The organism is Streptomyces sp. NPDC111507, assembly GCF_055638955.1.
Genome location: NZ_JBVKBU010000004.1, coordinates 253,250 through 275,178 on the forward strand (window position 1 = coordinate 253,250; position 21,929 = coordinate 275,178).

Below are 21,929 nucleotides of genomic sequence, written 5' to 3' on the forward strand. Positions count from 1 at the left end.
CGCTCCCGGTCGGGCCTCTTGTGCGCGACACGGTACCGCCACTCGGGGCACTCAGCCGAGCAGGACCACTTCGACCTCGGTGCCGGGCTCGACCGAGGTGACGTCCTCGGGGACGACGATCAGTGCGTCGGCCTGGGCCAGGGCCGCGACCAGGTGGGATCCGGCGCCGCCGACCGGGGTCACCTTGCCGTCGGCGTACCTCCCGCGCAGGAACTGCCGGCGGCCGTCCGGCGAGGTCAGCGCCTTGCCCGTCTCCAAGGTCGCCCTGGTGGTGGGGCGGTGGATGTCGTCCAGGCCCGACAAGGTGCGGATCGCGGGGCGGACGAACAGCTCGAAGGAGACGTACGAGGAGACGGGGTTGCCGGGCAGCGCGAGCAGCGGGGTGTGCTCGGGGCCGATCGTGCCGAAGCCCTGGGGCTTGCCGGGCTGCATGGCGAGCTTGCGGAAGTCGATGCCGCTGCCCTCCTCGTCCTCGTCGCCCACCGAGGACAGGGCCTCCTTGACGACGTCGTACGCGCCGACGCTCACGCCGCCCGTGGTGACCAGCAGGTCCGCGCGGATGAGCTGGTCCTCGATGGTGGCGCGGAGCGTCACGGCGTCGTCGGCGACCGCGCCCACCCGGTAGGCGATGGCCCCGGCGTCGCGGGCGGCGGCGCACAGGGCGAAGCTGTTGGAGTCGTAGATCTGGCCGGCGCCCAACGGCTCGTCGGGCTGGACAAGTTCACTGCCGGTGGACAGGACAACCACGCGCGGGCGCGGGCGCACGCGTACGGTGCCGCGGCCGATCGCGGCGAGCAGGCCGATCTGCGGCGGGCCGAGGATCGTGCCTGCTTCGAGGGCGCGGTCCCCCGCCTTCACGTCGCTGCCCTTCGCGCGCACATGCGCGCGTGCCTCGGCCGGGCGGTGGACGTGCACCTGGCCGGAGGCGCCCTCGGGGGACGCGCTGTGGGCGCGCATCCCGGAGACGGGACCCTCCCCCAGGCCGCCGTCGGTCCACTCCACCGGGACGACGGCCTCGGCGCCGGGCGGCAGCGGGGCGCCGGTCATGATGCGGGCGGCCTCACCGGGGCCCACATGGGGCTGCTCGCCCTGGCCGGCCGCGACGTCGCCGACGACCGTGAGGACCGCCGGGTACTCCTCGCTCGCGCCCGCGACATCGGCGACCCGGACCGCGTACCCGTCCATCGAGCTGTTGTCGAACGGCGGCAGGGAGACCGGCACCGTGACGTCCTCGACCAGGACACAGCCCTGGGCGTCGAGGAGTTGCAGCTCGATGGGTTCGAGAGGGCGAACGGTCGCGAGGATGTCCTCCAGGTGCTCGGTCACCGACCAGAGGTGGTCCTGGCCGGTGACACGGGTCGCGGCGCTGCTCAAGTTCCTACATCTCCTCGGCTACGTAACTGCGAAGCCAGGTCCGGAAGTCCGGGCCCAGGTCATCACGTTCGCACGCGAGCCTGACAATGGCACGCAGATAGTCGCCGCGGTCGCCGGTGTCATAGCGGCGGCCCTTGAAGACGACGCCGTGCACGGGGCCGCCGACCTTCTCGTCGTGCGCGAGCTGCTGGAGGGCGTCGGTGAGCTGGATCTCGCCGCCGCGACCCGGCTCGGTCTTACGGAGTATGTCGAAGATGTGCGGGTCGAGGACGTAGCGCCCGATGATCGCGTAGTTGCTGGGCGCGTCCGCCGGGTCCGGCTTCTCGACCAGGCCGGTCACCTTGACGAGGTCGCCCTCGGCGGTGGTCTCGACGGCCGCGCACCCGTAGAGGTGGATCTGCTCGGGCGCGACCTCCATGAGCGCGATGACGCTGCCGCCGTGCTGCTCCTGGACCTCGACCATGCGGGCGAGGAGGGGGTCGCGGGGGTCGATCAGGTCGTCGCCGAGGAGCACGGCGAAGGGCTCGTGGCCGACGTGCGGCGCCGCACACAGGACGGCGTGGCCGAGGCCCTTGGGGTCGCCCTGGCGCACGTAGTGCATGGTGGCCAGGTCGCTGGACTCCTGGACCTTGGCGAGCCGGTTGGCGTCGCCCTTCTTCTGAAGGGCGGACTCCAGCTCGTAATTGCGGTCGAAGTGGTCCTCGAGGGGGCGCTTGTTGCGGCCGGTGATCATCAGGACGTCGTCGAGACCCGCCGACGCGGCCTCTTCGACCACGTACTGGATCGCCGGCTTGTCGACGACCGGCAGCATCTCTTTGGGAGTGGCCTTGGTGGCCGGCAGGAACCGGGTGCCGAGGCCTGCTGCGGGGATGACAGCCTTGCTGATCCTGGGGTGCGACTCAGTCATGCGCGTAACCATATCCGGTGGCTATGAGCGCAATCTGTTGGTCCCGTTAAATAGCTCTCATATGAGCGCATAAGGAACGGTACGGAGTGAGCTGTGAGTCACGTGGGACGTGCGGCAGAGCCTGACAAGCAAATGTTGCGGCGAGGATTCCTCGCGGTGAGAAGCAGGTTGACACCCTACGACCTGCGGGTATCCGCCGGGGCCCTGGCCCTGCGGGCGCTGGAGTTGCCGGAGCTGGCGCACGCGCGCACGGTGGCGGCGTACGTCTCCGTGGGGAGCGAGCCGGGCACCCTCGCGCTCCTTGACGCGCTCCACGCGCGCGGGGTGCGCGTGCTGCTGCCGGTCCTGATGGAGGACAACGACCTGGACTGGGGCGCGTACGCCGGAGAGGGCTCCCTGGAGCGTGTCCGGCACGGCAGCAGGATGGCTCTCCTGGAGCCGGCGGGTGAGCGGCTCGGCCCCGAGGCCGCCCAGGAGGCCGACGCCGTCCTGCTCCCCGGCCTGGCCGTGGACCGGCGCGGAATGCGTCTGGGGCGCGGCGGTGGCTCGTACGACCGCGTCCTGGCCCGCCTGGAGCGCGCGGGGGCCGATCCCGCCCTCGTGGTGCTGCTGTACGACGCGGAGGTCGTCGAGCACGTCCCGGCGGAGTCTCACGACCGTCCCGTACACGCGGTGGTGACGCCTTCGGGGGTGCGTCGGTTCGGCTGACGGGGCCGGGCGGACGAAAGGGCCCTCCACGCGTGTGTGGAGGGCCCTTTCACCTGTCGCCGTCAGTAACTCACAGTCGCCGTCGGTGACTCGTGGTCGCCGTCAATGGCTCACGGCTTGAGCACCAGGGTGTCGCTCGTGCTCTTGTCGACCGCCTTGTCCGAGAAGGACCACGGCAGCAGTTCACCCTTGGCCCACTTGTCCGTCTGGTCGGTGTAGTGGGCGCTGTAGGCGTGCCCGGAGGCGCCGGAGAGGTTGATCCACTTCGACTTGTCGAAGTCGTCGAGGTTGACCACCATCCGCATGGACGGCACCCAGACCACTCCGTAGCCGCCCGCGGCGTTCCAGCCGGTCGCGTTGACCGTCGCCTCGCCGCCGCTGAGCCTCCAGGGGCCACGGTTGAGCATGTACTGCAGGACGCCGGGGCCTTCGGTGCCCAGGGTCTGGTTCTTCAGGAACAGGCGGTGCAGCCGGCCCCAGCTCCAGGTGTCCATGTCCTTGCCGAGCTTGGCGGTCAGCTCCCAGCGGGCGTCCTTCATGGCTCGCGCGAAGAGCTCGTCCCGGTTGTCGGCCGCCTTGTCGAGGCGCGTCTTGGGCGCCTTCCACCAGTCGTTGTTCGGGTCGTTGATGATCTTGCGGACCACCTCGAACCAGCGGTCGCCGCCGTCCGGTTGCGCCTGGTCCGCCTCACGCTGGCCGCACTCGCGCACGGTCTGGTTCTCGTCCGCGGGGCCGGTGGTGTCGACCGGGGCGACGTTCAGGCACTGGCCCTTGACCCGCAGCTCCTTGGGCAGCTTGTTGCCGAAGGCGAGCTTGAGGATGTTGCGCCAGGTCGCGTTGAAGTACGCGGCCGCCGCGGAGTCGGCGTCCTGGGTGTAGTCCCAGCCCTCCAGGAGCTTCTGCGCGTCGCGGACGTTCTTGTCGGCGACGTCGATCTTGAGCAGCTTGGGCACGATCAGCTTGGCGATCTCACTGCTGTCGTCGAGCTGCATCTGGCGCATGTCGTCGGTCGAGATCTTGCCGCCGCCCTTGATCTTCGCCTCGATGAGATCGGTGATCCGCTGGCTGCGCGTCCCGTAACCCCAGTCCGTGGTGAGCGTGTAGGGGTACTTGTCCTTGTCGACGACCGCCTGGTTGGCGGTCACGATGTAGCCGCGCTTCGGGTCGTACTCGTAGGGCAGCTCGGACTGCTTGATGAAGCCGGTCCACTGGTACTTGGAGTCCCAGCCGGGCGACGGGAGCGAGCCGTCGTCGCCCTTCGACCGGGTCGGGATCTTGCCGGGCAGCTGGTAGCCGATGTGGTTCTCGGTGTCGGCGTAGATCAGGTTCTGCGAGGGCACGTCGAAGGACGCGGACGCCGTGCGGAATTCCGCCCAGTTCGACGCCTTGTCCAGCTGGAAGACGGCGTCCATGGAGTTGCCCGGATCAAGGGCCGTCCAGCGCAGCGCGATGGCGTAGCCGTCGCCGCGGTCGGGGGCCCCGCTGTCGACGGTGGCCTTCTTGCCGACCTTGACCAGTTCGTCGTCGCGGTCGGAGAGCAGCGGCATCCCGTCCTTGGTCTCCCGGACGACGATCGTCTTGCTCGCGCCGCCCGCGACCTTGATCGTTTCCTTGCGGGTCGTGAAGGGCAGCACCTTGCCGTCGTACTCGTAGCCCTCGCCGGTGATCTTCTCCAGGTAGAGGTCGGTGACGTCGACCCCGGAGTTGGTCATGCCCCAGGCGATGTCCTGGTTGTGGCCGATGACCACGCCGGGCATGCCCGCGAAGGTGTAGCCGGAGACGTCGTACTGGCACTTGCTGGAGACGCTCGTGCAGTGCAGGCCCATCTGGTACCAGACCGAGGGCAGCGAGGCCGACAGGTGCGGGTCGTTGGCCAGCAGCGGCTTACCGGTGATCGTGTACTTGCCCGCGACGACCCAGGAGTTCGAGCCGATGCCGTTGCCGTTCACGCCGACGGCGGTGGGCACGTTGTCGAGCACGTTGTAGAGCTTGGAGAGCTGGCTCTGCAGGCCGCCCGGCGCGGTGGTGTTCCCCGCGAGGCCGGTGCCCGCCGTGGACTGCGTCCCGCCGCTCGTCGTCGTGCTGCTGCCCTGGACGTACGACCCGGTGACGCTGTCGTACTGGCCCTCCTGCGTAATCGTCTTGTTCCGGCTGTAGGGGTACTCCGGGTACAGGTCGGCGATCTGCTTCGGGCCCAGGCGGCTGGTCATCAGGGAGCGGTCGATCTCCTCCTGCATGTTGCCGCGCAGGTCCCAGGCCATCGCCTTCAGCCACGCGACCGAGTCGACCGGGGTCCACTCCTGGGGCTTGTAGTCGTTGGTGAAACCAAGGGCCGCGTACTCCAGGGAGATGTCCTTGCCGTCCTTGCCCTTCAGGTAGGCATTGACTCCCTTGGCGTACGCCTGGAGGTACTTCTTCGTGGAGGCCGACAGCTTCTTGTCGTACTCCTCCTTGGCGACCCGGTCCCAGCCCATCGTGCGCAGGAACTCGTCGTTCTTGACCTGGCCCGAGCCGAACATCTCGGACAGCCGGCCCGAGGTCATGTGACGGCGTACGTCCATCTCGTAGAACCGGTCCTGCGCCTGGACGTAGCCCTGCGCCATGAACAGGTCCTCGTCGGACGAGGCGTAGATCTGCGGGATCCCGTTGCCGTCCCGCTTGACGTCCACGGGGCCCGACAGCCCCTCGAGCGTGAGGGAGCCCTTGGTCTGCGGGAAGGAGGCACGGACGGTACTGACCCCCCAGTAGCCGCCATAGGCAACGCCTCCGAAGAGAGCCAGAACCAGGACGATCAGGAACAGTCGGGCCTTGCGCCCCTTCTTCCTGCCGGACTTGCCCGGCTTCTGGCCGGAAGAGGCGGTGGTGTTCGGGGGCATCGCTGTCCTTGCTGTCCTAACGCGAGCGGCAGGCGGTCCTGGAGTGCTGGAGCAACCATAGGCGCAGGGCCCGACGCGCCTTGACGCGGAGTCGGGTACAGGACGGACGAGCGTTCGATCTCGGCCCATGGAGTGTCAAGAAAGCGTCAAGAGTTAGGTAAGGTAACGAAGTACTTGGACTCATGTACCGACTCCGGGTGTTCGGATCGACGTGCTGGGATCCGCGCGATCACCTCGATTCCACGCGTTGACCTCGACGCGATCACATCGGATCGACGTGTTCACATCCACACGTTCGAATCCAGTGCCCGGATTGGCGAGAAGGGAACAGCCGCTGACTGTCCACCACCTCAACCAGCTCCTGCTCGTCTGCTCGCTCGTTCTGCTCGTCGCGGTGGCAGCGGTTCGTATCTCTTCGCGCAGCGGGCTCCCCAGCCTGCTCGTCTACCTCGGCATAGGCATCGCCATGGGCCAGGACGGGGTCGGCGACGTCCACTTCAGCAACGCCGAACTGACGCAGGTCATCGGGTACGCGGCCCTGGTCGTGATCCTGGCCGAGGGCGGCCTCGGCACGAAGTGGAAGGAAATCAAGCCGGCCCTGCCGGCGGCCACCTCGCTGGCCCTGGTCGGCATCGCGGTGAGCGTCGGAGTGACGGCCACGGCCGCCCACTACCTGATCGGCCTGGAATGGCGGCAGGCGCTCATCATCGGCGCGGTGGTGTCCTCGACGGACGCGGCGGCCGTCTTCTCGGTGCTGCGGAAAGTACCCCTCCCCGCGCGCGTGACGGGCATCCTGGAGGCCGAGTCCGGCTTCAACGACGCCCCGGTGGTCATCCTCGTCGTCGCGTTCTGCACGGCGGGCCCCGTGGAGCACTGGTACGTGCTGCTGGGCGAGATCACCCTGGAGCTGGCCATCGGCGCGGCCATCGGCCTCGCGGTGGGCTGGCTCGGCTCCTGGGGGCTGCGGCACGTGGCACTGCCCGCCTCCGGCCTCTACCCGATCGCCGTGATGGCGATCGCGGTCACCGCCTACGCCGCCGGCGCGCTCGCGCACGGCAGCGGCTTCCTCGCCGTCTACCTCGCGGCGATGATGCTCGGCAACGCCAAACTGCCGCACTGGCCCGCCACCCGGGGCTTCGCCGAAGGGCTCGGCTGGATCGCCCAGATCGGCATGTTCGTCCTGCTCGGCCTGCTGGTCACCCCGCACGAGATGGGCGACGACATCGTGCCGGCCCTCGTCATCGGCCTGGTGCTCACCATGGTGGCGCGCCCCCTGAGCGTCGTGGTCGGCCTGCTGCCCTTCCGGATCCCCTGGCAGGAGCAGACGCTGCTGTCCTGGGCGGGCCTGCGCGGCGCCGTGCCCATCATCCTGGCGACCATCCCGATGGTGAGTGGCATCGCGGAGAGCCGCCGGATCTTCAACATCGTCTTCGTCCTGGTCGTCGCCTACACCCTCATCCAGGGCCCCACGCTGCCCTGGCTGGCCCGCAAGCTGCGGCTGGGCGAGTCCGAGGGCGCCGCCGACCTCGGGATCGAATCGGCACCCCTGGAGCGACTGCGCGGCCATCTGCTGTCCGTCGTGATCCCGAAGGGCTCCCGCATGCACGGCGTGGAGGTGGCCGAGCTGCGCATGCCCTCGGGCGCCGCCGTCACCCTCGTCGTGCGCGACGGGACCTCCTTCGTGCCGCTGCCCACGACCGTTCTGCGACGCGGCGACGAGTTGCTCGTGGTGGCCACCGACCCGGTCCGGGACGCGGCCGAGCGACGGCTGCGCGCGGTGGGCCAGGGCGGCAAGCTGGCGGGCTGGCTGGGCCTCGCGGGCAACGGCGCCGAACCGCACTCCCGACATTCCGGACAGTAAACGGGACATTAAGGGGCGATGTGCATTCACAGGCGAACACCGCCATGGTGCTCACTTTCACAGGCATCGCAGCACTCGCCCCTGTACGATGAAGGCACACCTTGATCGAACCAACTCTGCCTGACGCAGAGCTGGCGCGACCGTATGGCGGTCGTGACGCCCCGGCAGTGGGCGGCGCGGCATCTACCGCAGTTCCGCGCAAGAGGACAGCTCTCGGCGCCGCCCGACAAAAGGGGCCGCGCTACCAGGCGGCAGAAAGGCACGGGCCGTGGCATCCACGGTCACCTCCCGCCCCGGATACGGACAGCTGCTGCGCACCCGCGGCGCCTGGACGTTCCTGCTTCCCGGCTTCGCCGCACGTCAGCCCTTCGCGATGCTGACGCTCTCCCTCGTCCTCCTCGTCCAGCACACCACGGGCTCGTACGGGGCCGCCGGCGCCGTCGCCGCCGTCACCGGCGTCTCCATGGCGCTGTTCGCACCCTTCACCGGCCGTCTCGCCGACCGCCACGGTCAGCGGGCCGTCCTGCTGCCCGGCGTCCTGGTGCACGCCCTGGCAGGCCTCTCCCTGACGGCGCTGGCCCTGGCGAACGCCCCCTTGTGGGCCCTTTTCCTCGCCGCCGTGCCGACCGGCGCCTCGGTGCCCCAGGTCGGGCCCATGGTGCGCGCCCGCTGGGGCGTGAAACTCCAGGACTCGCCCCTGATGACCACCGCGGCGGCCTTCGAGTCCGTCACGGACGAGCTGACCTTCGTGTTCGGCCCGCTGCTCGCCACGGCGCTGTGCACCGCCGTGCACCCGGCCGCGGGCCTGCTGACCGAGGCCGGGCTGACCCTGATCGGCGGTCTCCTCTTCGCCGCGCAGAAGAGCACCCAGCCCGTTGTCGCAGCCGCCGGGCACACACGCGTGGAGCACGCTTCCGCCCTGCGGGTCCCCGGAGTGCGCGTGCTGATCGTGACCTTCCTGGGCATCGGCTCCGTCTTCGGCGGTATGCAGGTCTCGCTCGCCGCGTTCAGTGAGTCGATCGGCGAGCCCGGTCTGAACGGCGTCCTGTACGGCGTCTTCGCCGCGGGCAACATGCTCTCCGGCGTCGTCTGCGGCGCCATCGCCTGGAAGGTGGCCCCGCAGCGGCGGCTCGTCATCGGCTACGCCGCCCTGGCGCTCGTCGCGTCCGGACTGTGGGCCGCGCACTCCGTGGTCGTGCTCGCCGCTGTCGGCCTCCTGGTCGGCATGTGCATCGCTCCGTCCCTGATCACCGGCTACACGCTGGTCGAGGGTCTGGTCCCGGCGGGCGCCCGCACCGAGGCCTTCACCTGGCTGACCGGCGCCGTCGCGCTCGGCCAGGCGGCGGCCGTCACGGTCGCCGGACAGCTGGAGGACCGCCTGTGGAACGGTGCCGGATTCCTGGTGCCGATGGCCGGTACGGCACTGGCGCTGGTGACCCTGTTGGCCCTGCGCTCACGGCTGGCCACGCGGCCGAGCGGACGCACCGTCGCACGTGGCGTCGGTCACCGAGTGCCGGTGACAGTGGACTGATCTCGCGGAATACGTCAGTATGGATCGTCGTTAGCACTCATTGAGTGAGAGTGCCAGGAGGAAGACAAGTGCCGACCTACCAGTACCAGTGCACCGAGTGTGGCGAGGGCCTCGAGGCGGTGCAGAAGTTCACCGACGATGCCCTGACCGAGTGCCCCAACTGCGGTGGACGCCTGAAGAAGGTGTTCTCGGCCGTCGGCATTGTCTTCAAGGGCTCCGGCTTCTACCGCAACGACAGCCGTGGCTCCTCGTCGAGCAGCTCGCCGGCCTCCAAGCCGTCGACCACTTCGACGTCGTCCTCGTCGTCGACGACCTCGTCGTCGTCGGACTCGAAGTCGTCGGGCAGCGGCTCGTCGAGCAGCAGCTCGGCCGCGTAGGACTTTCTCGCGGGGACCCTGTCGTCTTACGACGATGGGGTCCTCGGCGTTTTCGGGGGCAGGTTCCCCCCGGAGTTTTCGGAGGACGGGTCCTCGACCTTTTCGGAGGACGGGGTCCCCGACGTTTCCGGAGGCAGACCTTCGAAGCCCGCTACTGTGCTTGTCATGGCGAACGCAGAGATCGGTGTCATCGGTGGCTCGGGCTTCTACTCCTTCCTCGACGATGTGACCGAGATACAAGTCGAGACCCCCTACGGGCCGCCGAGTGACTCCCTGTTCCTCGGCGAGATCGCCGGGCGACGGGTCGCCTTCCTTCCCCGCCACGGCCGCGGCCACCATCTGCCGCCGCACCGCATCAACTACCGGGCCAACCTCTGGGCGCTGCGCTCCGTAGGCGCCCGTCAGATTCTCGGACCGTGCGCGGTGGGCGGACTGCGCCCCCAGTACGGGCCGGGAACGCTGCTCGTGCCGGACCAGCTGGTCGACCGTACGAAGACGCGGACGCAGACGTTCTTCGACGGGCTGCCGCTGCCGGACGGCACCGTGCCGAACGTCGTGCACGTGTCGCTGGCCGACCCCTACTGCCCCATCGGCCGCAAGGCCGCCCTCGAAGCGGCGCGTGGGCGTGACTGGGAGCCGGTGGACGGCGGCACGCTCGTGGTGATCGAAGGACCGCGGTTCTCCACCCGCGCCGAGTCGCTGTGGCACCAGGCGCAGGGCTGGTCCGTGGTGGGCATGACCGGTCACCCCGAGGCCGCGCTCGCCCGTGAACTCGAGCTCTGCTACACCTCGTTGACCTTGGTCACCGACCTCGACGCGGGCGCGGAGGCCGGCGAGGGCGTCTCGCACGACGAGGTGCTGAAGGTGTTCGCGTCGAACGTGGACCGGCTGCGGGACGTGCTGTACGACGCGGTGGCGGCCCTGCCGGAGAACGGGACGCGGGACTGTCTGTGCACGACGGCGCTGGGTGGCATGGATCCGGGTTTCGAGCTGCTGTGACGATGGCCTCGACGGGCGCTCGGTGGGCGCCGATGGGCACCGATGGGCACCGATGGGCACTGACGGGCACTGACGGGCGACGACAAGCGGTGACGGGCGATGACTGGCGTTGACGGGCGTCTTCACGCCGTGGAACTTCCCGTTCGGGTGAGGGAGTTGTCCACAACTCGCCGGTAGTCCACCGGCGCCGACGGGCTCCGCCGCGAAGCCTCATCGTGGGATCGCAAGCCGATCTCTCGTCGCAGGTGGTGGTCCCATGGCACAGCACGCTCCTTTTGTACGCCCGCTGGACACGGATCTCGTACGGGCTCCGGGCACGGATCCTGTACGTCCGCCCGGTGTGGACGCGCCTCCGATCCGCGAGGTGCCGCAGTTCGCCCCCGTGCACGTGCGCGGCGGGCGGTACAGGCTGCGGCGCCTCACCCGTCACAAGCGGCGGGCCGTGGCCGCGGGGCTCGCCGTCACGGCGGCGGCCCTCGTGGCGGCGGGCCCCGGTGACCCCGGGAGGGCACGGGGCCATCCGACGGCGGCTCCCCCGTCCACGTCCGCTTCCTCCCCCCTTTCCTCTTCTTCCTCTTCTCCCTCTTCCCCTTCCGCTACCGCGTCCGTGCGGGGGCGGGGCGCGGTGGAGACGGTGACGGCGCCGGTGCGGATCGCCGACGCGGCCACGGTGCGGCTGCTCAGGCCGGGCGACCGGGTCGACGTGATCGCGGCGGACGGGGGCGGCGAGGGCCGCGTGGTCGCGGCCGGGGCGCGGGTGGCCGAGGTTCCGGACTTCGCCGCCACCGAGACCGGGGCGCTGGTGGTCCTCTCCGTGCCCCGGGCCACGGCGGCGCGACTGGCGGGCACGACCGCACGGCTGGCGGTGACACTGTGTTGAGCGTCGTGCGCAATGCCGTACTGACGGCCCTCCTGGATATCGAATCGGTGTCAACTCTCTCGATCGTGCTACCGAATTGGACAGGTCCGGCGGGCCCTGCCGTAGGTTGCGGAGCTGTTTGTTCCACAACTTGTGCAGAGGGGCCTCTTGGTGAGCGAGAAGAAGCAACCCGGTGTCTGGGAGGGCTTCAAGGCCTTTCTGATGCGGGGCAACGTCATCGACCTGGCCGTCGCGGTGGTCATCGGCGCGGCCTTCACCAACATCGTCAACTCGGTGGTGAAGGGCGTCATCAACCCGCTGGTGGGTGCGATCGGCACGCAGAACCTCGACAGCTACAGCTCCTGCCTCAAAGGTCCCTGCACCGGCACCGGGGACATGGCGACGGGCGTCCGGATCCTGTGGGGCTCCGTGCTGGGCGCCACGCTCAGCTTCGTGATCACCGCGGCCGTCGTCTACTTCCTGATGGTCCTGCCGATGTCGAAGTTCCTGGCCCGGCAGGCGGCCCGGCAGAAGGCGAAGGAGGGCACCCACGAGGTCATCGAGGTGTCCGAGCTCGAGGTGCTCAAGGAAATCCGCGACGTCCTGGTGGCCCAGCGCGGTTCGGGCAACAGCCGGCACTGACGGAGAAGACCGGGGCCGGCCCACGGAAGCCCGGAGGCCGTCTCCGGACGTTCGGGGGCCGTCTCCGCACGCTCGGAGTCGTCCTTCGTTCGCTCCAGGCCTGGATCCGCGACCGTTCTCTCCAGGCCGGGATCCGCAACCGCAGGTCCGGCCGCGACGGCCTCGGGACCGGCGCTCGCCAGGGCGGGGGCGGCAGGCGGCGCCGAAATACGGCGGCTCAGAGGTGGTGCGGCGGCTTCTCGTCGAGGAACCGCTTCAGGTCCGCCACGCTGTCACCGTCACCGCCGGACTGCTCGCCCCATCCCCGGTCCGTGTCGTCCGAGGACTGCTGGCTCAGCGGGTCGTCGAAGATCAGCGCGGACTTCGGATCGCGCGGTGCGGACGCGTCACGCGGTTCGGAGGCGGGGGCGGGGCCGGTGCTCATGCGTCCCAGAGTACGCCGCGGGGTCCCGGGCCCACCCCAGTACGGCCGGGTCCTGCGACCGTCAACCCGAGCGACCTGGACTCTTTTCTGCTGTGCTTGGCCGTATGACGTCCAGCGCCGCTTCCGAACCCAATCCGACGCCCAGGACGGCCCGACTCGGGCCCCTGCGCAGAATGACCGCCCGGAGGAGGGACGAGGCGCACCGCGTCGCGTCGCCGCTGGAGCTCTTCTTCGACCTGTGCTTCGTCGTGGCCATCGCCCAGGCGGGCAGCCAGCTGGTGCACGCCGTGGCGGCGGGACACGCGGGCGAGGGCATCCTCAACTACGCGATGATCTTCTTCGCGATCTGGTGGGCGTGGATGAACTTCACCTGGTTCTCCTCGGCGTACGACAACGACGACGCGCTCTACCGGGTCGTGACACTGGTGCAGATCGCCGGTGTCCTGGTCCTCGCCGCCGGGGTGTCGCGGGCGTTCGAGGACCATGTGTACCTGGCCGTCTGGCTCGGCTACGTGATCATGCGGTTCGCGCTGATCGCCCAGTGGCTGCGAGTGGCCCGCAACACACAGGGCCCCGAGAGAACCATGGCGCTGCGGTACGTGCGCGGTGTGCTGCTGTGCCAGGTCGGCTGGCTGGGGCTGGTGGTCCTGCCGGAGGCCGGGCGTCCCTGGGTGTTCCTGGTGATGGCGATCGCCGAGATGTGCGTCCCCGAGTACGCGGAGAAGGACTTCGTCACCTCCTGGCATCCGCACCACGTCTCCGAGCGGTTCGGCCTGTTCACGATCATCGTTCTGGGCGAGACGATTGCCGCGTCGACGATGGCCATGAAGTCGGCGGTGGACGAGCACGACGCGCTGGGCGAGCTGTTGCCGATCGCCGCCGGCGGGCTGCTGATCGTCTTCTCCGCCTGGTGGATCTACTTCGTGGTACCCATCCACGGGCACCTGCGGTCCAAAACCCACGCGTTCCTGTGGGGATACGGCCACTACCTGATCTTCGCGTCGGCGGCCGCGATCGGCGCGGGCTTGGAGGTCGCGGTCGAGCAGGCGGTCGGCAAGACACAGATCTCGACGCTCGCCGCGTCAGCCGCGGTGACACTGCCGACGGCGCTGTACTTCCTCACCGTGTGGCTGTTGCACGCGCGCCATTTCAAGATGGGCATCACAGAGCAACTCGTCCTGCCGACGACGGCGTTGCTCGTGATCCTGTGCACCTTCCTGCGCAGCTGGGCGGTGCTCGCGGCGGGCATCGTGGCGGCGCTGTCGGTAGCGGTCGGGGTCACCCTGACGGCACGGATGGTCACAACGAGGGGAGAGGGGACCGCGGGGCGGGAAACACTGGAGACATGACAGTTGACGCTCTGACGGATGTCGCGGGGTTGCGCGTGGGACACGCGACGTGTTCCGGCGACGGTTGGCTCACCGGCACCACGGTCGTGCTCGCTCCTGCGGGCGGCGCCATCGCGGCCGTGGACGTACGCGGCGGCGGGCCCGGCACCAAGGAGACCGACGCGCTCGACCCGCGCAACCTGGTGCAGAAGGTGGAGGCGGTCGTACTGACCGGCGGCAGCGCGTACGGGCTGGACTCCGCGTCCGGGGTGATGGCCTGGCTGGAGGAGCGGGGCCGCGGGGTGCGGGTGGGCCTCGATCCGGCGCACGTCGTGCCGGTCGTGCCCGCTGCCTGCGTCTTCGACCTGGGCCGCGGCGGCGACTTCCGGGCGAGGCCGGACGCGGCCACGGGCCGGGCCGCGGTCGAGGCCGCCGACGCGAGCGGGCCGGGCGCGCCGGTGCCGGAGGGGTGCGTGGGCGCCGGGACGGGGGCGACGGTCGGGCGGATCAAGGGCGGGATCGGGACGGCGAGCGCCGTGCTCGACTCGGGGATCACGGTGGCCGCGCTGGTGGTGGCCAACGCGGCGGGTTCGGCGGTGGATCCGGAGACGGGGGTGTTGTACGGGGAGTTGCTGCGAGACGGTCGTACGGCCTATCCCTCCGCCGAGGTCCACGAGGCGGCGCGGCAACGGCTCGCCGAAGCCGCCGCGAAGAACGCGCCTCCCCCGCTGAACACCACGCTCGCCGTCGTCGCCACCGACGCCGACCTCACCCGCGCCCAGGCCCACAAGCTGGCCGGCACGGCCCATGACGGCATCGCGCGCGCCGTCCGCCCGGTCCACCTCCTGAACGACGGCGACACGGTCTTCACCCTGGCCACGGGCGCCCGCCCGCTCCGTCCCGACCACCCCCTGGCCCTCAACGAGATCCTCGCGGCGGGTGCGGATCTGGTGACCCGGGCGATCGTCCGCGCGGTACGAGCGGCCGACCCGGTGGACGGGCCGGGCGGGGTGTGGCCGTCGTACGGGGAGCTGTACGGGAGCGCCTAGGACGGGTCCTGGCCCGTGGTTCCGGGTGACCCGCTGCCCTCACTGACGCCAAGTCGCGCCAGGGGGAGGGGGAGTTCGTCGTGGGCCCGGTGGGTGATTGTCCCGGTTCTGTCACGCGACGGTGTTGGGCCGGGGACGGTGGGAACCCTTCGCGGCACCGCTCGCTCTTTCTCCACGCACTGGAGCGGATCACGCACATCACGAGAAACTGGAGTAGCCCGTGACAACGCCGAACATGACAGCGCGGCGCGCACTGGGGGCCTGTGCCGCCCTGATGGTCGGCGCCCTCACCCTGACCGGCTGCGGCGGCAACGCCAGCGCCGACGCCAAGGGCGGCAAGGACAGCGGTACCTCGGCCAAGACGTCCACAGCGAAGATCGTCATCTCGGCCAAGGACGGTTCGACGGACGCGTCCATCAACGCGACGGGCGTGAAGGTCAGCGACGGCAAGCTGACCGACGTGAAGATGACGGTGTCGGGGGCCGGGACGGCGGTGCCGGGGGCGATCACCGCGGACGGGACCGGCTGGAAGCCGGCGGCGCAGTTGGAGCGCGGGACGAAGTACCAGATCTCGGCGACCGCGAAGGACGCGAGCGGACGCACGGCCGCCGCCAACTCCATCTTCACGACGGTCTCCTCGAGCAACAGCTTCATCGGCACGTACACGCCCGACAACGGCACCACGGTCGGCGTCGGAATGCCGGTGTCGTTCAACTTCGACAAGGTGATCAGCAACCAGAAGGCCGTGCAGTCGCACATCACGGTCACGTCCAGCAGCGGGCAGCAGGTGGCCGGGCACTGGTTCGGCTCGCAGCGGCTCGACTTCCGGCCCGAGACGTACTGGAAGGCCGGTTCCAAGGTCACGATGAAGATCGACCTGGACGGCGTCGAGGGCGCGAACGGCGTCTTCGGGGTGCAGAAGAAGACGGTCACCTTCACCGTCGGCCGCTCCCAGGTCTCCACGGTCGACGTCAACACGCAGACCATGACGGTCGTGCGAGACGGCAAGACGCTCAAGTCGGTGCCGATCTCGGCGGGCAGCCCGGAGCACACCACGTACAACGGTCAGATGGTGATCTCCGAGAAGTTCGTCCAGACGCGGATGAACGGCTCGACGGTGGGCTACGGCGGCGAGTACGACATCCCGGACGTGCCGCACGCGATGCGACTGACGTCTTCGGGGACGTTCATCCACGGCAACTACTGGTACAACCGCGGGAACCCGCCGTTCGGACAGCAGGGCACCAGCCACGGATGTGTCGGTCTCGCCGATGTGCAGGGCGCGCAGGGCGACACCAGCGCGAAGTGGTTCTACGACAACTCTCTCGTCGGGGACGTCGTAGTGGTGAAGAACTCGCCCGACAAGACCGTCTCGCCGGACAACGGACTGAACGGCTGGAACATGTCCTGGAGTGCGTGGACCGCGGGAAGTACGGTCTGACCTGGGGCCGTTGACGTCACGGCGGGCCGCGCGGGAACTTGCCGCGCGGCCCGCTCGTTTTCTGTCCGTACGTTTTCTCGGTTCGCAGGATTGATGTCCGACCGAGGGGCTACGGTATGCACCCACAAGGTGACATGCAGCAACGCCGGGAGAAGCCTTGAGCGTTCCGTACGAGACAGCAGCGTACGAACCACCCGAGTCGCCCGAGTCTCCGGAGGAGCACCTCGAGCGACTCCTCGGCCGTGCCCTGAACTCCTTCGAGCTGCCCGACGAGACGATAAGGCGGCTCGACTGCGCGCTGGCGCACGACAGTTCGCTGCACTCCGCGCATCACAGCGCGGGGCTGCACCGCGAGACGTACCGGCACACCTGGCTGCTCGCCGACGGCTCGGCGGTCACGCTGTGGGAGCTCGTGCACAACACGGCGCTCGGGAGTGAGCCGCAGCACGAGGTGTATGTCGACGAGGAGGAGCTGCGCGCCGCCACGGCCCGGCTGCCGCTGCCGCCGGACGCGCCGGACTTCGAACTGCCCGTGATGGTCCATCCGTCACCGGTCCCCGAGCCGCGGCACGTCTACCTGACGGACGACTCGGCGGATCACGCGCGGCGGTTGCTGCGGCGGGCGGAGAACGCGGACCGGCCGGGGGCCGACATCACGACGCTGCTGCTGCGCACCGCGTTCGCGCACCAGATCACCCAGGCCTTCGGGCGCCCCTGCCGGGCGGGCCAGGTCGGGCTGTGCTTCTCGCTCTACGAGCACGCGTTCCTGCTCCGCGACGGCCAGGAGATCTCCCTGTGGGAGGTCGAGCACACGGCGACGCCGGACGGCCGGCACATGTGTGAGGTCTATCCGACGGAGCACGCGGCTCGGGCCGCCATGGAACGCCGGGCGGCGCGGCTCGCCTAGAGCCTGGCAGGGTTGTTGAGCCGAACACCCCCTTCGTCAGGGGAACCCCCGTTCGTCAGGGGCGGCTGTCGCTGAACTGGCGTACCAGGCCCGCGAACGCGGCGCGTTCCTCGGGGGTGAGTTCCACGGTCTCCGCGGCGGGGCCGGACCGGCGCTGACGCGGTATGGCGCGCAGCACCTGCCCGCGGTGGCGCACGGGAGCCCCGGTGCGCGCGTGGCGCAGCAGGCGGGACAGGCCGACGACCCAGATGACGGTCGCGAGGGCGAGGACGGCCACGCCCATCAGCTGGAGGATCGACACATGCTCAGGCATGCCCCCAGTAGACACCACGGTCCGGGACTTTGACCCCGGACCGTGACGTATCTCGCAGATGCCCTAAAAGGGCGAGTAGTTGGCCGTTCAGGCCGCGACCGGCTCCTTGGAGTCGACCTTCGCCGCTGTCGCGGTGTCGGCGACCCCCGCGCCGGTCCCCTCGGGGGCCTGCTTGCGCATGCCCTTCAGGACGACCACCAGGGCGGTGGTGACACAGACACCGGCCGCGATGGCGATCAGGTAGAGGAACGGGTTGCCGATCAGCGGGACCACGAAGATGCCGCCGTGCGGGGCCCGCAGCGTGGCGCCGAAGGCCATCGACAGGGAGCCGGTGACCGCGCCGCCCACCATGGCGGAGGGGATCACGCGCAGCGGGTCGGCCGCCGCGAACGGGATCGCGCCCTCTGAGATGAAGGAGGCGCCCAGGACCCAGGCCGCCTTGCCGTTCTCCCGCTCGGTCTGGGTGAAGAGCTTGCCGCGCACGGTCGTGGCGAGCGCCATGGCCAGCGGCGGAACCATGCCCGCCGCCATCACGGCCGCCATGATCTTCATCGCCGAGTCACTGGGGCTCGCGACGGCGATACCGGCGGTGGCGAACGTGTACGCGACCTTGTTGACCGGGCCACCGAGGTCGAAGCACATCATCAGGCCGAGCAGCGCGCCGAGCAGGACGGCGTTGGTGCCGGTGAGGCCGTTGAGCCAGTCGGTCATGCCCTTCTGCGCGGAGGCGATGGGCTTGCCGATGACCACGAACATCAGGAATCCGACGATCGCCGCGGAGATCAGCGGGATCACCACCACCGGCATGATGCCGCGCAACGCCGCCGGGATCTTCACCTTCTGGATCCCGATCACCACACCACCGGCGATGAGACCGGCGGCCAGACCGCCGAGGAAGCCCGCGTTGATGGTGAGGGAGATCGCGCCGCCGACGAAGCCGGGCACGAGACCCGGCCGGTCCGCCATGCCGTAGGCGATGTAGCCGGCCAGGACCGGGACGAGGAAGCCGAACGCGACGCCGCCGATCTGGAAGAGCAGGGCGCCCCAGCTGTCCGCCTGGGTCCACACGAAGTGGTCCATGACCGACGGCGCCTTGTTGACCGTGTAGCCGCCGATCGCGAATCCGAGGGCGATCAGCAGACCGCCCGCGGCGACGAACGGGACCATGTAACTGACGCCAGACATCAGCCACTTGCGGAGCTTGGTGCCGTATCCCTCGGTGGAGTCGCCGGAGCGCTCGACCGGCGTACCCGGCGCGGATCCCGCGCTGACCTCGCCGCGCGCGGCCTTGCCACGCACCTCGGTGATCAGCTCGGTCGGCTTGTTGATGCCCGCCTTCACGCCGACGTCGACGGTGGGCTTGCCGGCGAACCGGTCCTTGTCCCGTACGGGCACGTCGTGCGCGAAGATCACACCGTCCGCGGCCGCGATGACCGCCGGGTCGAGCCGGGTGAAGCCGGCCGAGCCCTGTGTCTCGACGACGACCTCGACGCCCGCCTCGCGGCCCGCGTTCTCCAGTGACTCGGCCGCCATGTAGGTGTGCGCGATGCCGGTGGGGCAGGAGGTGACGGCGACGATCCGGAACGGACGCTCACCGGAGGCTCCGGTGTCCGCGGTGGTGTCGGTCGTCGTGTCGGTCGTGTCGGTCGTGTCGGTCGTGGTGCCCGTGGCGGTGTCGGCGGAGGCCGCCGCCGACACCGCCACGGAGTTCTTGGAGCCGTCGGTGGACTCGGTGCCCTCGGGCGCGGTCGAGGCCGCGGCCGCCGGGGACTCGTCCCCGCGGATGAGCGCGGCCGCGGCCGCCGCGTCGTCCACGGCCCGCAGCGCGGACGTGAACTCGGCGTTCATGAGCTGACGGGCCAGCGACGACAGGATCGTCAGATGCGCGTCGTCGGCGCCCGCCGGGGCGGCGATCAGGAAGATCAGGTCGGCGGGGCCGTCCGGCGCGCCGAAGTCGATCCCGGCCGCGCTGCGCCCGAAGCCGAGCGTCGGCTCGGTGACGTGAGCGCTCCGGCAGTGCGGGATGCCGATCCCGCCGTCGAGGCCGGTGGGCATCTGGGCCTCGCGGGCGGCCACGTCGGCGAGGAAGCCGTCGAGGTCGGTCACCCGCCCCAGGGTCACCATGCGCTCGGCGAGGGCGCGTGCCGCCGCCTCTTTGGTCTCGGCGGACAGGTCGAGATCGACCAGGTCCGCGGTGATCATCTCGCTCATCGCGGGCTCCTTCGCACGCGTATCGCCCGGGGGAAGTGGTGGGCGGGGGTGGGGACGGGGGTGCCGCACTCAGGGAGGGCGGGGTCTGCGGGTGTGGCGGAGGCGGGGCCGGGGAAACCCCGCCTCATCAGGGCCTGCTCAGGGGGTGCGACCGCGGTGGTACCGGCCGTCGGAACAGCTTGGTTCGTCGGAACAGGTGGGTTCGTCGAAGCAGCTGGGTTCGTCATGACGCGGGCTCCGTGAGTACGCGGTCCGCGGGGACCTCCGACGTGACGGTCACGGCGGAGGGGTCGAGGTCGGCCGGGCCCGGCATCACACTGCCGGGCAGCTGTACGGCCGCGGCGCCATGGGCGACGGCGGAGGCGAGGGCCTCCGGGCCGCGGCCACCGGCGATCAGGAATCCGGCGAGGGAGGAGTCACCGGCGCCCACGTTGCTGCGTACGGCATCGACCCGTGCGCTGCCGAACCAGGCGCCCGCGCCGTCCACGAGCAGCTGCCCGTCCGCGCCGAGGCTCGCGAGCACGGCGTCGGCGCCCATCTCACGCAGTTCCTCGGCGGCCTTGACCGCGTCACCGACGGTGACAAGGGGGCGCCCGACGGCTTCGGCGAGCTCCTCGGCGTTGGGCTTCACCACGTCGGGCCGCTCGCGCAGCGCCGCGAGCAGCGCGGGGCCGGAGGTGTCCAGCGCGATCCGGGCGCCGGCCGCGTGGGCGCGGGCGACGAGGTCGGCGTACCAGGAAGGACCGAGTCCGCGCGGCAGGCTGCCGCAGCAGGTGATCCAGTCGGTGTCGCCGGAACGATACTGCTGACGCACCGTCTCCAGGAGCAGCTCCGCCTCGGCGGCGGTGAGTTCGGGGCCGGGGGCGTTGATCTTCGTGAGCGTGCCGTCCGGTTCGGCGACGGAGATGTTCGAGCGGGTGGCTCCGGTGACCGGGACCGGCGCGACCTCGATGCCCTGCGCGTGGAGCAGCTCGGCGACGAGTGCGCCGGGCGCACCGCCCAGCGGCAGTACAGCGATCGTGCGCTGCCCCGCCGCCGCGACCGCGCGCGAGACGTTCACGCCCTTGCCGCCCGGGTCCATGCGTTCGCCGGTGGCCCGGATGACCTCGCCGCGGTCGAGCGACGGGACCTCGTACGTACGGTCGAGGGAGGGGTTGGGGGTGACGGTGAGGATCATGCGCGCACTACTTCCGTGCCACCGCGCTCGATGTCGGTGGCGTCTTCGGGGCTCAGCCCGCTGTCGGTGATCAGCAGGTCCACGTCGCTCAGGTCGCCGAAGCGGGCGAAGTGCTCCTGGCCGTGCTTGGAGGAGTCGGCGAGCAGCACCACGCGGCGAGCGGCGCGGACGGCCGCGCGCTTCACGGCGGCCTCGGCGAGGTCGGGGGTGGTCAGTCCGTGCTCGGCGGAGAAGCCGTTGGCCGCGACGAACAGGACGTCGGCGCGGATCTCGGCGTACGCGCGCAGCGCCCAGGCGTCCACGGCGGCGCGCGTACGGTGCCGGACGCGCCCTCCGACCAGGTGGAGCTGAATGCCGGGGTGGTCCGCGAGGCGGGCCGCGATCGGCAGGCTGTGCGTGACGACGGTGAGCGTCGCCTCCAGCGGAAGGTCCCCGGCGAGCCGGGCGACCGTGCTGCCCGCGTCGAGGATCATCGTGCCCTGGTCCGGCAGTTCGGCGACGGCGGCCTGTGCGATGCGGTCCTTCTCGTCGGCCGCGGTGGACTCGCGCTCGGCGAGGTCGGGCTCGAAGTCCAGCCGCCCGGCCGGTATGGCACCGCCGTGCACCCGCCGCAGGAGTCCCGCGCGGTCGAGGGTCTTCAGATCGCGACGGATGGTCTCCGCGGTGACCTGGAACTCCTCGGCCAGCGAGAGCACGTCCACCCGACCGCCGTCACGGGCAAGCCGGAGGATCTCCTGCTGCCGCTCCGGTGCGTACATGTCCGTTCGCCTCCGATTGATGTCCGGCCGATGCCCGAACTTGTGGTTTCGCTCGGAGGCTACGCCCGGATTTCCGGAAAGTAAACAGGTTCGGGTGCCAGGTGGACACAAACGGGCATCGAGGTGAGCCCTCCGCCCTGCTCGTTTCGGCCTCGCAGAAGTCCTGACGCCGTGTCATCGCGTCCGT

19 protein-coding genes are annotated in these 21,929 nt (G+C 70.1%); 11 read left to right on the forward strand and 8 right to left on the reverse strand.

The features are described 5' to 3' along the window. Positions 1-51: 51 nt before the first annotated feature. Together glp and galU are read right to left on the reverse strand one after the other, a co-directional pair. Positions 52-1,374: a molybdotransferase-like divisome protein Glp gene (gene glp / locus ACZ7M2_RS18815; RefSeq protein ID WP_471596196.1), complete on the reverse strand. Its 1,323-nt coding sequence runs from the start codon at positions 1,372-1,374 to the stop codon at positions 52-54. A 4-nt stretch (positions 1,375-1,378) separates the two neighbouring features. Beyond that, positions 1,379-2,281: a UTP--glucose-1-phosphate uridylyltransferase GalU gene (gene galU / locus ACZ7M2_RS18820; protein ID WP_471596197.1), complete on the reverse strand. Its 903-nt coding sequence runs from the start codon at positions 2,279-2,281 to the stop codon at positions 1,379-1,381. Positions 2,282-2,413: 132 nt separating this feature from the next. Here galU and ACZ7M2_RS18825 point away from each other — a divergent pair, with 132 nt between their 5' ends. Continuing rightward, positions 2,414-2,989, forward strand: coding sequence for a 5-formyltetrahydrofolate cyclo-ligase (locus ACZ7M2_RS18825; RefSeq protein ID WP_471596198.1), 576 nt, complete (start codon positions 2,414-2,416; stop codon positions 2,987-2,989). A 110-nt stretch (positions 2,990-3,099) separates the two neighbouring features. On the opposite strand, the gene ACZ7M2_RS18830 is transcribed toward ACZ7M2_RS18825, so the two are convergent. Next, the gene (locus tag ACZ7M2_RS18830) at positions 3,100-5,865 is read right to left on the reverse strand and encodes a penicillin acylase family protein (protein ID WP_471596199.1); all 2,766 of its coding nucleotides are present in this window, start codon (positions 5,863-5,865) and stop codon (positions 3,100-3,102) included. A 304-nt stretch (positions 5,866-6,169) separates the two neighbouring features. On the opposite strand from ACZ7M2_RS18830, the gene ACZ7M2_RS18835 reads away from it, so the two are divergent. From ACZ7M2_RS18835 to mscL, 6 genes are all read left to right on the forward strand, one after another. Then, positions 6,170-7,726, forward strand: a complete 1,557-nt coding sequence (locus ACZ7M2_RS18835) for a potassium/proton antiporter (protein ID WP_471596200.1) — start codon at positions 6,170-6,172, stop codon at positions 7,724-7,726. Positions 7,727-7,994: 268 nt separating this feature from the next. Further along, positions 7,995-9,257 carry an MFS transporter gene (locus ACZ7M2_RS18840; RefSeq protein ID WP_471596201.1) on the forward strand — a complete coding sequence of 421 codons (1,263 nt, stop codon included), beginning with the start codon at positions 7,995-7,997 and terminating at the stop codon, positions 9,255-9,257. A 68-nt stretch (positions 9,258-9,325) separates the two neighbouring features. Continuing rightward, complete coding sequence (locus ACZ7M2_RS18845; RefSeq protein ID WP_352044285.1) at positions 9,326-9,634, forward strand: FmdB family zinc ribbon protein; 309 nt, start codon at positions 9,326-9,328, stop codon at positions 9,632-9,634. A gap of 165 nt (positions 9,635-9,799) precedes the next feature. After that, on the forward strand, positions 9,800-10,633 hold the full coding sequence (locus ACZ7M2_RS18850) for an S-methyl-5'-thioadenosine phosphorylase (protein ID WP_471596202.1): 834 nt from the start codon (positions 9,800-9,802) through the stop codon (positions 10,631-10,633). A gap of 256 nt (positions 10,634-10,889) precedes the next feature. Then, on the forward strand, positions 10,890-11,513 hold the full coding sequence (locus ACZ7M2_RS18855; protein WP_471596203.1) for a hypothetical protein: 624 nt from the start codon (positions 10,890-10,892) through the stop codon (positions 11,511-11,513). A gap of 150 nt (positions 11,514-11,663) precedes the next feature. Then, a complete protein-coding gene (mscL, locus tag ACZ7M2_RS18860) occupies positions 11,664-12,134 on the forward strand; it encodes a large conductance mechanosensitive channel protein MscL (protein WP_471596204.1) in 471 nt (156 codons plus the stop codon). A 217-nt stretch (positions 12,135-12,351) separates the two neighbouring features. Here mscL and ACZ7M2_RS18865 read toward each other — a convergent pair whose 3' ends face one another. Further along, complete coding sequence (locus ACZ7M2_RS18865; RefSeq protein WP_060901778.1) at positions 12,352-12,558, reverse strand: hypothetical protein; 207 nt, start codon at positions 12,556-12,558, stop codon at positions 12,352-12,354. 104 nt (positions 12,559-12,662) lie between these two features. Here ACZ7M2_RS18865 and ACZ7M2_RS18870 point away from each other — a divergent pair, with 104 nt between their 5' ends. The 4 genes from ACZ7M2_RS18870 (at position 12,663) to ACZ7M2_RS18885 (ending at position 17,283) form a co-directional block, all read left to right on the forward strand. Further along, positions 12,663-13,907, forward strand: a complete 1,245-nt coding sequence (locus ACZ7M2_RS18870) for a low temperature requirement protein A (RefSeq protein WP_471596205.1) — start codon at positions 12,663-12,665, stop codon at positions 13,905-13,907. Beyond that, positions 13,904-14,935, forward strand: coding sequence for a P1 family peptidase (locus tag ACZ7M2_RS18875; protein ID WP_471596206.1), 1,032 nt, complete (start codon positions 13,904-13,906; stop codon positions 14,933-14,935). Before ACZ7M2_RS18870 ends, ACZ7M2_RS18875 begins: the two co-directional genes overlap by 4 nt. Positions 14,936-15,155: 220 nt before the next feature. Further along, a complete protein-coding gene (locus tag ACZ7M2_RS18880; RefSeq protein WP_471596207.1) occupies positions 15,156-16,376 on the forward strand; it encodes a L,D-transpeptidase in 1,221 nt (406 codons plus the stop codon). Positions 16,377-16,533: 157 nt separating this feature from the next. Beyond that, a complete protein-coding gene (locus ACZ7M2_RS18885) occupies positions 16,534-17,283 on the forward strand; it encodes a DUF6227 family protein (protein WP_351300673.1) in 750 nt (249 codons plus the stop codon). Between the two features lie 55 nt (positions 17,284-17,338). On the opposite strand, the gene ACZ7M2_RS18890 is transcribed toward ACZ7M2_RS18885, so the two are convergent. From ACZ7M2_RS18890 to ACZ7M2_RS18905, 4 genes are all read right to left on the reverse strand, one after another. Continuing rightward, positions 17,339-17,596, reverse strand: coding sequence for a hypothetical protein (locus tag ACZ7M2_RS18890; protein WP_471596208.1), 258 nt, complete (start codon positions 17,594-17,596; stop codon positions 17,339-17,341). 87 nt (positions 17,597-17,683) lie between these two features. After that, complete coding sequence (locus ACZ7M2_RS18895) at positions 17,684-19,807, reverse strand: PTS fructose transporter subunit IIABC (RefSeq protein WP_471596209.1); 2,124 nt, start codon at positions 19,805-19,807, stop codon at positions 17,684-17,686. A gap of 223 nt (positions 19,808-20,030) precedes the next feature. After that, on the reverse strand, positions 20,031-20,984 hold the full coding sequence (gene pfkB / locus ACZ7M2_RS18900; RefSeq protein ID WP_471596210.1) for a 1-phosphofructokinase: 954 nt from the start codon (positions 20,982-20,984) through the stop codon (positions 20,031-20,033). Next, entirely contained in the window at positions 20,981-21,742 is a 762-nt protein-coding gene (locus ACZ7M2_RS18905; protein ID WP_352044275.1) for a DeoR/GlpR family DNA-binding transcription regulator, read from the reverse strand. Before ACZ7M2_RS18905 ends, pfkB begins: the two co-directional genes overlap by 4 nt. Between the last annotated feature and the right edge of the window lie 187 nt (positions 21,743-21,929).

Excerpts from the sequence above, each read along its gene's own strand:
- galU (WP_471596197.1), bottom strand. The coding sequence starts at position 2,281 with ATGACTGAGTCGCACCCCAGGATCAGCAAGGCTGTCATCCCCGCAGCA.
- ACZ7M2_RS18825 (WP_471596198.1), top strand. The coding sequence starts at position 2,414 with ATGTTGCGGCGAGGATTCCTCGCGGTGAGAAGCAGGTTGACACCCTAC.
- ACZ7M2_RS18830 (WP_471596199.1), bottom strand. The coding sequence starts at position 5,865 with ATGCCCCCGAACACCACCGCCTCTTCCGGCCAGAAGCCGGGCAAGTCC.
- ACZ7M2_RS18850 (WP_471596202.1), top strand. The coding sequence starts at position 9,800 with ATGGCGAACGCAGAGATCGGTGTCATCGGTGGCTCGGGCTTCTACTCC.
- ACZ7M2_RS18855 (WP_471596203.1), top strand. The coding sequence starts at position 10,890 with ATGGCACAGCACGCTCCTTTTGTACGCCCGCTGGACACGGATCTCGTA.
- ACZ7M2_RS18865 (WP_060901778.1), bottom strand. The coding sequence starts at position 12,558 with ATGAGCACCGGCCCCGCCCCCGCCTCCGAACCGCGTGACGCGTCCGCA.
- ACZ7M2_RS18870 (WP_471596205.1), top strand. The coding sequence starts at position 12,663 with ATGACGTCCAGCGCCGCTTCCGAACCCAATCCGACGCCCAGGACGGCC.
- ACZ7M2_RS18875 (WP_471596206.1), top strand. The coding sequence starts at position 13,904 with ATGACAGTTGACGCTCTGACGGATGTCGCGGGGTTGCGCGTGGGACAC.
- ACZ7M2_RS18890 (WP_471596208.1), bottom strand. The coding sequence starts at position 17,596 with ATGCCTGAGCATGTGTCGATCCTCCAGCTGATGGGCGTGGCCGTCCTC.
- ACZ7M2_RS18895 (WP_471596209.1), bottom strand. The coding sequence starts at position 19,807 with ATGAGCGAGATGATCACCGCGGACCTGGTCGATCTCGACCTGTCCGCC.
- pfkB (WP_471596210.1), bottom strand. The coding sequence starts at position 20,984 with ATGATCCTCACCGTCACCCCCAACCCCTCCCTCGACCGTACGTACGAG.
- ACZ7M2_RS18905 (WP_352044275.1), bottom strand. The coding sequence starts at position 21,742 with ATGTACGCACCGGAGCGGCAGCAGGAGATCCTCCGGCTTGCCCGTGAC.